The 13,906-nt window shown below is 64.1% G+C and carries 8 protein-coding genes; 6 read left to right on the forward strand and 2 right to left on the reverse strand.

What is annotated here, in order from left to right; all coding sequences use genetic code 11:
• Positions 1–122 precede the first annotated feature (122 nt).
• The 3 genes from dnaE to clpA all read left to right on the forward strand — a co-directional run bounded on the left by dnaE (position 123) and on the right by clpA (position 6,528).
• Positions 123–3,656 carry a DNA polymerase III subunit alpha gene (gene dnaE / locus IB236_RS21440; protein ID WP_192422164.1) on the forward strand — a complete coding sequence of 1,178 codons (3,534 nt, stop codon included), beginning with the start codon at positions 123–125 and terminating at the stop codon, positions 3,654–3,656.
• A 97-nt stretch (positions 3,657–3,753) separates the two neighbouring features.
• Complete coding sequence (gene clpS, locus IB236_RS21445) at positions 3,754–4,122, forward strand: ATP-dependent Clp protease adapter ClpS (protein ID WP_015013909.1); 369 nt, start codon at positions 3,754–3,756, stop codon at positions 4,120–4,122.
• 57 nt (positions 4,123–4,179) lie between these two features.
• Complete coding sequence (gene clpA / locus IB236_RS21450; RefSeq protein ID WP_056063359.1) at positions 4,180–6,528, forward strand: ATP-dependent Clp protease ATP-binding subunit ClpA; 2,349 nt, start codon at positions 4,180–4,182, stop codon at positions 6,526–6,528.
• Positions 6,529–6,682: 154 nt separating this feature from the next.
• On the opposite strand, the gene IB236_RS21455 is transcribed toward clpA, so the two are convergent.
• Entirely contained in the window at positions 6,683–8,056 is a 1,374-nt protein-coding gene (locus IB236_RS21455) for a lytic murein transglycosylase (protein ID WP_192422165.1), read from the reverse strand.
• 221 nt (positions 8,057–8,277) lie between these two features.
• Here IB236_RS21455 and sbcB point away from each other — a divergent pair, with 221 nt between their 5' ends.
• From sbcB to IB236_RS21470, 3 genes are all read left to right on the forward strand, one after another.
• Positions 8,278–9,726: an exodeoxyribonuclease I gene (sbcB, locus tag IB236_RS21460; protein ID WP_192422166.1), complete on the forward strand. Its 1,449-nt coding sequence runs from the start codon at positions 8,278–8,280 to the stop codon at positions 9,724–9,726.
• 168 nt (positions 9,727–9,894) lie between these two features.
• A complete protein-coding gene (locus IB236_RS21465) occupies positions 9,895–11,142 on the forward strand; it encodes a cystathionine gamma-synthase family protein (protein ID WP_192422167.1) in 1,248 nt (415 codons plus the stop codon).
• 38 nt (positions 11,143–11,180) lie between these two features.
• Positions 11,181–12,509, forward strand: a complete 1,329-nt coding sequence (locus IB236_RS21470) for a protein kinase (protein WP_192422168.1) — start codon at positions 11,181–11,183, stop codon at positions 12,507–12,509.
• Positions 12,510–12,572: 63 nt separating this feature from the next.
• Here IB236_RS21470 and IB236_RS21475 read toward each other — a convergent pair whose 3' ends face one another.
• Complete coding sequence (locus IB236_RS21475) at positions 12,573–13,802, reverse strand: nucleoside recognition domain-containing protein (protein ID WP_099730105.1); 1,230 nt, start codon at positions 13,800–13,802, stop codon at positions 12,573–12,575.
• Positions 13,803–13,906 lie beyond the last annotated feature (104 nt).

The following is a 13,906-nucleotide window of genomic DNA, read 5'->3' on the forward strand; positions in this document are numbered from 1 at the left end:
TCACGGAAGCCTTCGGCGCCATTTCGGGCACGAAAAAGCATTGTACTGGTGGCGCCAGCAGCGCCAAGGCGCTGCCGACGCAAGTCCTGTTGGAGAGTCGCAGGGGTTTCTACAATGCCTGCATGTTTGTTCATTTGCGCCTGCACACCGAGTTCTCCGTCGTTGACGGTACCAATCGCATCGACGAGGTGGCCAAAGCGGCCGCCAAGGACGGCCAGCCCGCTCTGGCCATCACCGATCTCAATAACCTTTTCGGGGCGATCAAGTTCTACAAGGAAGCGCGAGGTAAAGGTGTCAAGCCCATCTTGGGTGCAGAAATCTTTCTTGAAGGCGAGGCGGGAGGTGTCCCATCGCGCCTTATCCTCCTGGTGCAGAGTCGCCAGGGGTATCTGAATCTGTCGGAGCTGCTGGCCCGGGCCTGGACGCGCAATATCGTCAAGAATCTGGCGCTGAGCACTTGGACGTGGCTGGAAGAGCTGTCAGAGGGATTGATTGCCCTGTCTGGCGCGCAGGCGGGCCCGGTAGGGCAAGCGCTGATGAAGGGGGATGAGTCAGGTGCCGCCGACGTTGCGTTGCGCTTGGCGGGCATTTTCCCGCACCGGTTTTACATCGAGCTGCAACGGGCCGGCCGAAACGACGATGAAGCCCATGTGGTGGCAGCCGCTCAGCTTGCTGCCCGGTTGAACCTGCCGGTGGTGGCGACCCACCCCGTTCAGTTTGCCGAGCCCGATGATTACGAGGCCCACGAGGCGCGCATCTGTATCGCCGAGGGGGAAATCCTGGCAAACCCGCGTCGTGTCCGCAAGTTCACCCGCGACCAGTATTTCAAGTCCTCGGCGGAGATGGAGGCCTTGTTTGCCGACCTGCCATCGGCCATCGCCAATACGGTCGAGATTGCACAACGCTGCAACCTGACCCTGGTGCTGGGCAAGCCGCAGCTCCCGGATTTTCCGACGCCCAACGGCATGCCCATCGACGAGTATTTCCGCTACGCGTCGTTCGAAGGGCTGGAGGAGCGCCTGAAACATCTTTTTCCTAACGAAGCTGAGAGGGACAAGGAGCGCCCGCGCTATGTCGAGCGCCTGGAGTTCGAGCTGGGCACCATCCTTAAAATGGGGTTCCCGGGCTACTTTCTGATCGTGGGTGATTTCATCCAGTGGGCGAAGCAGAACGGCTGCCCAGTGGGGCCCGGCCGTGGCTCCGGCGCCGGTTCGCTGGTCGCTTATGCGCTAAAAATCACTGACCTGGACCCGCTGCAATACAACCTGCTGTTCGAGCGGTTCCTGAACCCGGAGCGCGTGTCGATGCCTGACTTCGACATCGACTTTTGCCAATCCAACCGCGACCGGGTGATTGACTACGTCAAGGACAAGTACGGCAAGAACGCCGTGAGCCAGATCGCTACCTTCGGCACGATGGCGGCCAAGGCGGCCATCCGCGACGTGGGCCGGGTCATGGACATGAGCTACACATTTTGTGATGGCATCTCCAAGTTGGTGCCCGGCAAGCCTGGCATGTCTTACACCCTGGCCTATCCGCCTGAGGTGAAAAAGGAAGGCGACAAGAACAACTATGCGCTGGAACTGGAGCCCATGCTCTACGAGCGCGTGCGCAAGGAAGAAGACGTCAAGACCGTCATCGAGATGGCACAAAAGCTTGAGGGCATGACGCGGAACATCGGCATGCATGCCGGTGGCGTTCTGATCGCGCCCGGCAAGCTCACCGATTTTTGTCCGCTGTACCAGCAGCCGGGCAGCGATTCCGCCGTGAGCCAGTATGACAAGGACGACGTGGAAGCCATCGGCTTGGTGAAGTTCGACTTCTTGGGGCTTGCCACGCTCACCATTCTGGAAATTGCGCGCGAGTTCATCATGAAGCGGCACAAGGGCCAGGAGAATTTCGCGTTCGAAAATATTCCCCTCGACGACGGACCCACTTATCGGCTGTTCTCCGAGGGTAAGACCGAAGCAGTGTTCCAGTTTGAAAGCCGCGGCATGCAGGGTATGTTGAAAGAGGCGCGCCCCAGTCGGCTGGAAGACCTCATTGCCTTGAATGCGTTGTACCGACCGGGGCCTATGGACCTGATTCCCAGCTTTGTGAACCGCAAGCATGGCAAGGAAGAGGTCATCTACCCCCACCCGCTGGTAGAGCCGGTGCTGGCCGAGACCTACGGCATCATGGTGTACCAGGAGCAGGTGATGCAGACCGCCCAGGTGCTGGGCGGATATAGCTTGGGCGGCGCCGACATGCTTCGGCGTGCCATGGGGAAAAAGAAGGCAGAGGAAATGGCCGAACACCGCGCCATTTTCCGCAAGGGTGCCGCGGAGAAAGGCATCAGCCAGGAGAAGGCCGACGAGGTGTTCGACCTGATGGAGAAGTTCGCGGGCTATGGCTTCAACAAGTCACACGCGGCTGCTTACTCCCTGCTGGCGTACCACACTGGCTGGCTCAAGGTGCACTACACGGCCGAGTTCTTCTGCGCCAACATGACCGTGGAAATGGACGACACCGACAAGCTCAAGGTGCTGTTCGAGGATGCACACAAGATGGGGCTGTCGTTCGAGCCGCCGGACGTGAATCGGGGCTTCTATCGGTTTGAACCAGTCACCGACAAGATCATCCGTTACGGTCTGGGGGCGGTGAAAGGCACTGGACAGCAGGCGATCGAAGCTATCGTCGCGGCCCGTGAAGGGCGCGGTGAAGGCCCCCAGGGTTCGACCAAAGGGCCCTTCAAAAGTCTGTTTGACTTCTGCGTGCGAGTGGACAAGGCCCGCATGAACAAGCGCACGGTCGAGGCCCTGATCAAGGCGGGTGCCTTTGATTCGATCCATCTCAACCGGGCGGCCCTGGTGGCCTCTATTGATCGGGCCTTTGACTTTGCTGCCGCAACGCTGGCCAACGTCAACCAGGGCGGGTTGTTTGACATGATGGGTGATGATGCCCATGGCTCCAGCACCCAGGAGCCCGATCTGGTGGACGCAACGCCCTGGGGTATCAAGGAACGGCTTACTCTGGAGAAAACCGCCGTCGGGTTCTACCTGTCTGGCCATCTTTTTGATGAAGTGGCCACCGAGGTGCGCCGCTTTGTGCGCACCCAGATCGATGAGCTGCTTGACAGCCGTGAGCCCCAGGTACTTGCCGGCATCATCAGCGACTTTCGGGTCATCAACGGGCAACGCGGGAGGCTGGGACTCTTCAAGCTGGACGACAAGTCTGCTGTGATTGAGGCTTCTGCCGATGAGGCGTTGCTCAATACCTACCGCAATCAGCTCAAGGAAGATGAGTTTGTAGTGATGATGGGCCGGCTGCAGCTGGACCACTTTAGTGGTGGTCTGCGCGTCAAGGTGCAGCAGGTATGGGACCTGGCGGGCGCGCGCTGCCGGTTTGGCAAATACCTGCATGTGACCGTGGGTGATAAGGCGCCAGATGTGCCGCGCTTGGTGCGCGAGTTTCCGCCGTTGCGCGAAGAGGTCGCCGAAGGGGAGTTGGTGCACGGGTTGCGCGTGCGCATGGGCGTGCGCTGCCAGTCGGACGATGCTGCTGCAGTGGCAGAGTTGCAACTGGGCGAAAACGCGCGTTTCTACCCCAGCGATGCTGCGTTGGCGGCATGGACCGCCCAAGTGGGTGCCGGTGCCGCCAATGTGGTGTACGAGTGATTGAGTTCCCCGCAGAAGTTTCTGTAAGCCGTGGGTTGAAAAATACCTGGTCAACAACCAGCTTCTCCTGCAGCGGCACCCTGTTCGGGTCGCTAGAATGATTTTCATGGCAACAAAACCACCTTCACCCCCCACCGCGCCGCCCGTGACCCGGCCTGCGCGGGATGATGGCGGTTCGGTCGTGCTCGAGAGGCGCACCCAAAAGACCCAGCCGCCGCAGATGTACCAGGTGGTCATGTTGAACGACGACTACACGCCCATGGAGTTCGTCATCGTGGTTTTGCAGGAGTTTTTCAGTAAAGACCGCGAAACTGCCACCCAGATCATGTTGAAGATCCACCTCGATGGCAAAGGCGTCTGCGGCGTTTATTCGCGCGATGTGGCAGCCACCAAGGTAGAGCAAGTGCTTGACGCCGCCCTCAAGGCGGGCCACCCACTGCAATGTGTCAGTGAGCCTGTTGAATAACAGGTCTTTTGTCCCGATCTAAAGTTATCCCTTCCACGCAAGCACAAAGGAGTTCACATGATTGCCCAGGAACTGGAAGTCAGCTTGCACATGGCCTTTGTTGAGGCCCGTCAGCAGCGCCACGAGTTCATCACCGTGGAGCATCTGTTGCTTGCATTGCTCGATAACCCCAGCGCAGCGGAGGTGCTGCGCGCATGTTCGGCCAATATCGATGATCTGCGTTCATCGCTGGCGAATTTCATCAAAGACAACACCCCGCAGGTCGCAGGTACCGACGAGGTGGATACCCAGCCTACACTGGGATTCCAGCGCGTGATCCAGCGCGCCATCATGCACGTGCAGTCCACGGGCAACGGCAAAAAAGAGGTGACGGGTGCCAATGTGCTCGTGGCAATTTTTGGCGAAAAGGATTCGCACGCCGTGTACTACCTGCACCAGCAAGGTGTCACGCGGCTGGATGTGGTGAATTTCATCGCCCACGGTATCAAGAAGGGCGAGCCGCCCGAGCCTGCTAAGGCCGAGAATCAGGCCGAGGGCGAAGAGGGTGGAGGTGGCGAGCGTAACGAAAAGGCGTCGCCGTTGGAGCAATTCACCCAGAACCTGAACCAGGCCGCCAAGGATGGCAAGATCGATCCATTGATCGGCCGCCATTACGAGGTCGAGCGCACGATCCAGATTCTGTGCCGTCGCCGCAAAAACAATCCTCTGCTGGTGGGTGAGGCAGGGGTGGGCAAGACTGCGATTGCCGAGGGCCTGGCTTGGCGAATCACGCAAAACGATGTGCCCGAGATCCTGGCTGAGGCAACGGTGTACTCCCTGGACATGGGTGCGCTGCTTGCGGGCACCAAGTACCGCGGCGACTTCGAGCAGCGCCTCAAGGGTGTGCTCAAGTCGCTCAAGGACAAGCCCAACGCCATCCTTTTCATCGACGAGATCCACACCTTGATTGGTGCGGGTGCGGCCTCTGGTGGCACGCTCGATGCTTCCAACCTGCTGAAGCCGGCGCTGTCCAGCGGCCAGCTCAAGTGCATTGGTGCGACCACTTTCACGGAGTACCGGGGGATCTTCGAAAAGGATGCTGCCTTGTCGCGCCGCTTCCAAAAAGTGGACGTGGTGGAGCCCAGCGTGGCCGAAACCATCGACATCCTGAAGGGGCTGAAGTCTCGTTTTGAAGAGCATCACAGCGTGAAGTACGCTGCAGCTGCCCTGCAGGCTGCGGCAGAACTGAGCGCCAAGTACATCAACGACCGCCATTTGCCCGACAAGGCCATCGATGTGATCGACGAGGCCGGTGCGGCGCAGCGCATCATGGTGCCGAGCAAGCGCAAGAAGACCATCGGCAAGGCCGAGATCGAAGAGATCGTGGCCAAGATCGCGCGCATTCCGCCTGCCAACGTGTCCAATGACGACCGCGGCAAGTTGCAGACGCTGGAGCGCGACCTGAAAAGCGTGGTGTTCGGCCAGGACAAGGCATTGGAAGTGCTTGCCAGTGCCGTCAAGATGGCGCGTTCTGGCCTGGGCAAGGGCGACAAGCCGATCGGCTCGTTCCTGTTCAGCGGCCCCACGGGTGTCGGCAAGACCGAAGCGGCCAAGCAGCTTGCCTACATCATGGGCATCGAGCTGATCCGTTTTGACATGTCCGAGTACATGGAGCGCCATGCCGTGAGCCGCCTGATTGGCGCGCCTCCAGGTTATGTCGGTTTCGACCAAGGTGGTCTGCTGACGGAAGCCATCACGAAGAAGCCGCACGCGGTGCTGCTGCTCGATGAGATCGAGAAAGCACATCCGGACATCTTCAACGTGCTGCTGCAGGTCATGGACCACGGCACTCTGACGGATAACAACGGTCGCAAGGCCGACTTCCGTAACGTGCTCATCATCATGACCACGAACGCCGGCGCCGAGACCATGAACAAGGCGACTATTGGCTTTACCAACCCGCGGCAGGCGGGCGATGAAATGGGTGATATCAAGCGCCTGTTCACGCCTGAGTTCCGCAACCGGCTGGATGCCATCGTCAACTTCAAGGCACTCGATGAACAGATCATCCTGCGCGTGGTGGACAAGTTCCTGCTGCAGCTGGAAACGCAGTTGGCCGAGAAGAAGGTGGAGGTCACCTTCACCGATGCCCTGCGCAAGCACCTGGCCAAGAAGGGTTTCGATCCGCTGATGGGCGCACGCCCTATGCAGCGCCTGATCCAGGACACCATCCGCCGCGCCTTGGCCGACGAGTTGCTGTTTGGCCGCCTGACCGAAGGCGGACGGTTGACCGTGGATATCGACATGAAGAAGGACGACAAGGGTGTGGAAACACCCGACGTGCTGCTGGATATCCAGCCTTTGCCGAAGAAGGAGCGTTCGGCGAAGTCCGAGCCTGCCGAGCCAGAGGAGGCCACGGCCGACTGATCCCAGGGGCCTCACAAGGCAACCCGAAGCCCGCGGTTCACGCCGTGGGCTTTTTCATTGGCGGCGGATGGATCCGAATCCACCTGCAGGTCTCCGATGCCCCTATTCACGCCGGCCATTCCCTCCCGTTGAACCTATGGACTGGCGGGGGCGCTCAGGGCGCCTGCAGCTTTTGCAGCAGTTCCAGCGTCGGATACCCGTCGGCCACCGTGCCCAGGCTGCGCTGGTAGCCGCGAAGGCCTGCGCGGGTGGCGGGGCCCATCACGCCGTCGGGGGTGCCTGCGGCAAAGCCTTTGCGGTTCAGGGCCTCTTGCAGCGTTTGCAACTGTGCACGCGACAGCGGCTCGATGTCGCGGGGCCACGGAGTGGCCACCGGGCCGCCGCCGTCGATCTGGCGCGCGAGCAGGGCCACGCCCAGCGCGTAGTTGACCGAGTTGTTGTAGCGCAGGATGGTGCGAAAGTTGTTGCCCACCAGAAACGCCGGGCCCCGCGCGCCCGCAGGAGTGACGATGGAGGCCCCGGCCAGATCGGGCAGCGGCGCCCCGTCGATGGACCGCACCCCTTCGGACTCCCACTGGGCTGTGGTCTGGCGCACGGCGGGGTCGGCGCGGGCGTGGTCGAACGTGGGGGGCAACTGCACTTCGGCCCCCCAAGGCTCGCCAGATTTCCAACCCGACCGGGCAAGGAAATGTGCGGTGGAAGCCGTCACATCCGGCACGCTGCCCCAGATGTCGCGGTGCCCGTCGCCGTCGGCATCCACAGCGTAGGCCAGGAACACCGAGGGCAGGAACTGGGTGTGCCCCATGGCCCCAGCCCACGATCCGATCATGCGGTCGGCGGCGATGTCGCCCTGGTCAATGATGCGCAGCGCTGCCAGCAGCTCGGTCTGCGCCCAGGCGCGGCGGCGGCCTTCATACGCCAGGGTGGCCAGTGCATCCACCGTGCGGAAGGTGCCAAAGTTGCTGCCGTAGTTGCTCTCCATGCCCCAGATGGCGGTGATGACGCTGGCCGGCACGCCGTAGCGGGCGGCTGCCGCCTGCAGGGCGGTGCTGTGCGCCGCCAATTGCGCTTGGCCCTGGGCGATGCGCTGGGGCGAGACGGCGCTGTCGAGGTACGCCCATGGGGTGCGGGTGAACTCGGGCTGGGCGCGGTCCAGCTCGACCACGCGGGGCAGCCACTGCGCCTTGCCCAGCACGTCGCGCACAGTGGCGGGGCGAATGCCCGCCTCCAGCGCCTGGGCCGAAAAGCTGCTCAGCCATTGGGCAAAGCCGGCCGTGTGGTCGGCATCGGGGCTGGCCTGTGGCGGTGTGGCGGCTGTGGTGGGCGACGCTGTGGGCGGTGTGGCCGCAGCCACAGGTTTTGCTGCGGGTGTGGGGGTGGGGCTGGGGGCTGGCGCGCAGCCCGCGAGGGCGAGGGCGGCTGCCAGGGCCACTCCGGCAACACCTGTGGGGGCATGGGCGCGAGAGGCCGCGACGGGCAGGGCGGGGGCGCGCCCCAGGGAGCAAGGGGAAGCAATGAAACTGGGCATGCGCCATTGTCCCGCGTGCCAGCCTGCGTGCGGGGTGCGAATGTGCATCAGTCCGTATGGTGAATATATTTACTATGTTTTTGATAGCTGCTTGCGCATGTTCCACTGGCGCTTGCGGTCAAAAACACTGAAAAATGCGGTTACAGTGGCGGCTTGATCGCCTTGCGCCCCGCCCGCCGTGCGCGAGCCTCCGCCTGCAGCCCCCTGTTAGCCTACCGACCATGGCGCCCCACACCTTTCTCTGGCACGACTACGAAACCTTTGGCGCCAACACGCGCCGCGACCGGCCTGCGCAGTTCGCGGCCATCCGCACCGATGCCGAGCTGAACGAAATCGGCGAGCCGCTGATGCTGTACTGCCAGCCCGCCAACGACTATCTGCCCGACCCGGTGTCGTGCCTCATCACCGGCATCACGCCCCAGCAGTGCCTGGAGCAGGGCGTGCCCGAGCACCAGTTTGCCGCGCGCATCGAGTCCGAGTTTGCGCAGCCCGGCACGATTGGCGTGGGCTACAACACCATCCGGTTTGACGACGAGATCACGCGCTTCATGTTCTGGCGCAACCTCATCGACCCCTATGCGCGCGAGTGGCAAAACCAGTGCGGCCGCTGGGACCTGCTGGACGTGGTGCGCATGACCTATGCGCTGCGGCCCGACGGCATCACCTGGCCCAAGAAGGAAGACGGCGTGACGCCCAGCTTCAAGCTGGAGCACCTGTCCAAGGCCAACGGCCTGCTGCACGAAGCCGCGCACGATGCGCTGTCGGACGTGCGCGCCACCATTGCCCTCGCGCGCCTCATTCGCCAGCACAACACCAAGCTGTTTGACTTTGCGCTGAGCCTGCACAAGAAGGACCGCGTGGCCGCCGAGCTGCGCCTGCCCGCCACGGCCATCACGGCGCGGCCGTTTTTGCATGTGTCGGGCATGTTCCCGGTGGAGCGTGGTTGCCTGGGCGTGATGTGGCCGCTGGCCAGCCACCCCACCAACAAGAACGAGCTGATCGCCTGGGACCTGGCCCACGACCCGCGCGAGCTGGCCACGCTGAACGTGGACGACATCCGCCTGCGCATGTTCACCCGCACGGCCGATCTGCCCGAGGGCGTGGCGCGCCTGCCCATCAAGACCATCCACCTCAACAAGTCGCCCATGGTGGTGGGCAATGTGAACACCCTCACGCCCGCGCTGGCACAGCGCTGGGGCATCGACCTGGCCCAGGCCGCACAGCACGCCGAGGTGGCGCGCGCGCTGCCCGACATGAGTGGCATCTGGCCGGCGGTGTTTGCCCGCCCGCAAGAGCCGGCACCGGATGTGGACCAGGACCTGTACGGCGGTTTTGTGGGCAACAACGACCGGCGCCTGTTGAACGACCTGCGCACCCTGAGCGGCGACCGACTGGCCAAGGCGCGTGCGAACTTTGATGACCCGCGCCTGGCCGAGCTGCTGTGGCGCTACCGGGCGCGCAACTTTCCGCAGACGCTGTCGCCCGAGGAGCAGGAGCGCTGGGAGGCGCACCGCGCCGCCTGCCTGTTCGACGGGCAGGGCGGGGCGCGCACGGTGGAGCAACTGTTCACCGAAATCGACGAACTCTCGGAGACCGCCGACGATGAGCGGACGCAGGACATCCTGGGCGCCTTGTACGATTACGCTGAACACATCGCACCTGAACGGTAGCCATCGGGAGAAGCCCCTCTGAGGCGCTGCGCGCCTTCCCCCGGAGGGGGACGCACCCGGTGGCCTGGCAGAGCCAGTTCCAAGGGTGCGCTGGCGTCAAGGGCGCGCCGGTATTTATCGTTTTGCCTTTCACGTAGACCAGTTGCAACAGAGCAGCCGCAGATTTTTATGACGACACCGCAGAACCACAGTTTCACCACCCAGATCGTGCACGCCGACCGCCTGGGCGGCGCCGAGCACGGAGCCATCCACAAGCCCATCCACACCTCGGTGCAGTACGGCTACGAGAAGGTCGAGGACCTGATCGCCGTCTTCCAGGGCACCGCCAAGGGCGGCTTCAACTACGCGCGCCAGGGCACGCCCACCACGGCGGCGCTGGAGACCAAGATCACGCAGATGGAGCGCGGGCACGGCTCCATCGTGTTCTCCACCGGCATGGCGGGCATCTGCGCGGTGTTCCTCACGCTGCTCAAGGCGGGCGACCATCTGGTGGCCAGCCAGTTCGTGTTTGGCAACACCAACAGCGTGTTCGGCACGTTGGCCGACCTGGGCATTGAAGTAACCACGGTGGACGTGATCGACGCGGCCAACGTGGCTGCCGCGCTGCGCCCAAACACCCGCATGGTGTTTGTCGAAACCATTGCCAACCCCGGCACGCAGATCCCCGACCTGGAAGGCATTGGCGCGCTGTGCAAGGCGCATGGCGCGCTCTACGTGGTGGACAACACCGTGGCATCGCCCTACCTGTTCCGCGCGGCCACGGTGGGCGCGGGGCTGGTGGTCAACTCGCTCACCAAGAGCATTGGCGGGCAGGGCGATGCGCTGGGCGGCGCCATCACCGACACGGGCCTGTACGACTGGTCGGGCTACCCCAACATCTTTGCGGCCTACCGCAAGGGCGACGCGAAGGGCTGGGGCCTGCAGCAGCTGCGCAAAAAGGGCCTGCGCGACATGGGCGGCACGCTGTCGTCCCACGCCGCCCACCAGCTGGCCCTGGGCGCGGAGACTTTGTCGCTGCGCATGGACCGCACCAGTGCCACCGCCCTGGCGCTGGCGCAGCGGCTGGAGGCGCACCCGGCCGTCTCGCGCGTGCTGTACCCCATGCTGCCCTCGCACCCGCAGCACGCGTTTGCGCGCAAGCACCTCAAGGCGGGCTCGTGGCTGCTGTCGTTCGAGCTGCGCAACCCCGACCAGTGCCTGGCCGTGTGCAACCGCCTGCAATTGCCCATCAAGGCCACGGGGCTGGCCGACACGCGCACGCTGATTATCCCGGTGGCGCACACCATCTTCTGGGAGGCCGGCCCCGCCGTGCGCGCCACCATGGGCATTGCCGACAGCATGATCCGCCTGTCGGTGGGTCTGGAAGAGGCGGAAGACCTGCTGGCCGACTTTGAGCAGGCGCTGGCCGGAGCCTGACCCCACCTGAACTGCCCACCCTGACCGGGAGCCCCGCCATGGCCACTGCCACCTCTGCACCGCCCGCCAACATCGGCAAGTACCGCATCGAGCGTGAACTGGGGCGGGGCGCCAGTGGCATCGTGTACCTGGGGCTCGACTGCTTCCGGGGCCGCAAGGTGGCCATCAAGCAGACCCACGCGCACCTGCTGAAGGTGCCCGAGCAGGCCGAGCGCTACCGCAAGCTGCTGCGCAACGAGGCCGCGCTGTCGGGCCGCCTGCGCCACCCCAATATCGTGCGCCTGCTGGATGCGGACGAAGAAGCGCTGCCGCCGTATCTGGTGCTCGAATACGTGGACGGCCAGCCGCTGTCCGACTTTGCAACGCCCGACACCTTGCTGCTCGTGCCCCAGGTGCTGGACATTGCCTTCAAGTGCTGCAACGCGCTCGAATACGCCTACCGCGAGGGCCTGGTGCACCGCGACATCAAGCCCGCCAACCTGATGCTGGCGCGCGGCGGCGATGTGAAGCTGACCGACTTTGGCGCCGCCCTGTCGTTGCGCAGCGATGCCACGCAGCTGTCCGGCCTGGTGGGGTCGCCCTCGTACATGTCGCCCGAACAGGTGCGCGAGCAGGGCCTCACCCACCACAGCGACATGTTTTCGCTGGCCGTGGTGGTGTACGAGCTGCTCACCGGCCGCCGCCCGTTTGATGGCGACACCGACTTCGCCACGCTCTATAAGATCAGCAACGAGACGCCCACCCGGCCCAGCCTGCTGCGCGCGTCGCTGCCAGCGCATGTGGACGAGGTGCTGCTGCGTGCGCTGGCCAAGCAGCCCGTCGACCGCTTTGCCACCTGGGCCGACTTTGCCCAAGCACTGCTGGCCGCGCACCGGGGCCTGCCCCGCCAGAAGTCGCAAGACACCGAGGCCGAGCGCTTTGCACGCCTGCGTGCGCTGCCGTTTTTTGCCGACTTTCACGACGTGGCGCTGTGGGAGCTGATGCGCCTGGGCAGCTGGCGCCGGCTGGAGCAGGGCACGGTGCTGATGCGCGAGAACACGCCCGGCGACTCGTTCTGCATCCTCATCGAAGGCCAGGTGGCCGTCAGCCGCCAGGGCTGGAACCTCAGCACCCTGGGCCCCGGCGTGACCTTGGGCGAGATGACCTACCTGCGCCCCGACAACCGCATCCGCACCGCCACCGCCGTGGCCGAGACCGAGGTGCTGGTGCTCAAGGTGCGCAACCCCGCGCTGCGCGAGGCGTCGGAGGATTTGCAGTCGCGCTTTGACAAGGCCTTCATCAAGCTGCTGGTCGGGCGGCTGATTGCCACCAACGAGCAGCTGGCTGAGTGGGAGCTGGTGGCGGCGCCAGGGCCCGCTGGCGGTTGATGCCCTGATTGCTACTTAATTGATAGCTGCTAGGGCATATTGCACTGGCGCTATCAGCCAAAACTATCCAAAAAACCGGTAGCACACCACAATGGCGGCCACCACCCCCGCCAGCTCAGCCAGCAAGGCGCAGCCCACGGCGTGCCGCGCGCGCTGGATGCCCACGGCCCCAAAGTACACGGCCAGCACGTAAAAGGTGGTCTCGGTGCTGCCCTGGATGGTGGCGGCGGCCAGGGCGGCAAAGCTGTCCACGCCCTGGGTCTGCATGGTCTCAATCAGCATGGCGCGCGCCGCGCTGCCCGAGAACGGCTTGACCAGGGCGGTGGGCAGCGCGTCCACAAACCGGGCGTCGGCGCCCAGCGTGGTCACGCACCAGCGGATGCCGTCCAGCACATAGCCCAGCGCGCCCGAGGCCCGGAACACGCCCACGGCGCACAGCATGGCCACCAGGTAGGGCAGCAGGCCCTTGGCCACGTCAAAGCCTTCGCGCGCTCCCTCGATAAACGCCTCGTACACCGGCACCTTGCGCCATGCGCCCAGCGCCACAAACAGCACGACCAGCGCAAACAGCGTGAGGTTGCCCAGCAGCGACGACAGCGAGGCCAGGGCCGCAGCGCTGAGCGTGGTGAGCAGCGCCATGAAGCCGCCCAGCACCAGCGCTACGGGCAGCAGATAGGCCAGCACCACGGGGCTCCACAGTGGCAGGCGCTGCACCACGGCCACGCTCAGCAGCCCCACCAGGGTGGAGGCAGACGTGGCCAGCAGGATGGGCAGGAAGACCAGCGTCGGGTCGGGCGCGCCCTGCTGCATGCGGTACATGAAGATGGTCACCGGCAGCAGCGTGAGCGACGAGGCGTTGAGCACCAGGAACAGGATCTGCGCGTTGGTGGCGGTGTCGGGCTCGGGGTTCAGCTCCTGCAGGGCCTTCATGGCCTTTAGGCCCATGGGCGTGGCCGCGTTGTCCAGCCCGAGGGCGTTGGCGGCAAAGTTCAGCGTCATCAGGCCCAGGGCAGGGTGGCCCCGGGGCACACCCGGCATCAGGCGCAGGAACAGCGGGGCCAGCCACCGGGCCAGGGCATCGACTAGGCCCGCCCTCTCGGCAATCCGCAAAAAGCCCAGCCACAGCGTGAGGGTGCCAAACAACAGCACCATCACCTCGACCGACAGTTTGGCCATGGCAAACAGCGCTTCGACCATGGCCGCAAAAATCTGGGCGTTGCCCCCCACCAGCCATTGGGCCAGGGCCGCGATGGCCGCCGTGAGGAAAAAGCCCAGCCAAAGGGTGTTGAGCATCAGTGCACCGGGCAGGGGTCAAAGGAAGTAGCTTTGCGCATGTCGCCGAGGTTAACTGCACCGCTGCGTGCGGCTGATAGAGAGCGTGGCGGAAGGGCAACGAA

Source organism: Acidovorax sp. ACV02, from assembly GCF_014851475.1.
In the GTDB taxonomy this organism is placed as follows: domain Bacteria; phylum Pseudomonadota; class Gammaproteobacteria; order Burkholderiales; family Burkholderiaceae_C; genus Acidovorax; species Acidovorax delafieldii.

What these genes read in the sequence shown, in the direction of transcription:
- clpS (WP_015013909.1), top strand. Translation starts at nt 3,754, where the DNA reads ATGATTTTCATGGCAACAAAACCACCTTCACCCCCCACCGCGCCGCCC.
- dnaE (WP_192422164.1), top strand. Translation starts at nt 123, where the DNA reads ATGTTTGTTCATTTGCGCCTGCACACCGAGTTCTCCGTCGTTGACGGT.
- IB236_RS21475 (WP_099730105.1), bottom strand. Translation starts at nt 13,802, where the DNA reads ATGCTCAACACCCTTTGGCTGGGCTTTTTCCTCACGGCGGCCATCGCG.
- sbcB (WP_192422166.1), top strand. Translation starts at nt 8,278, where the DNA reads ATGGCGCCCCACACCTTTCTCTGGCACGACTACGAAACCTTTGGCGCC.
- IB236_RS21470 (WP_192422168.1), top strand. Translation starts at nt 11,181, where the DNA reads ATGGCCACTGCCACCTCTGCACCGCCCGCCAACATCGGCAAGTACCGC.
- IB236_RS21465 (WP_192422167.1), top strand. Translation starts at nt 9,895, where the DNA reads ATGACGACACCGCAGAACCACAGTTTCACCACCCAGATCGTGCACGCC.
- clpA (WP_056063359.1), top strand. Translation starts at nt 4,180, where the DNA reads ATGATTGCCCAGGAACTGGAAGTCAGCTTGCACATGGCCTTTGTTGAG.
- IB236_RS21455 (WP_192422165.1), bottom strand. Translation starts at nt 8,056, where the DNA reads ATGCCCAGTTTCATTGCTTCCCCTTGCTCCCTGGGGCGCGCCCCCGCC.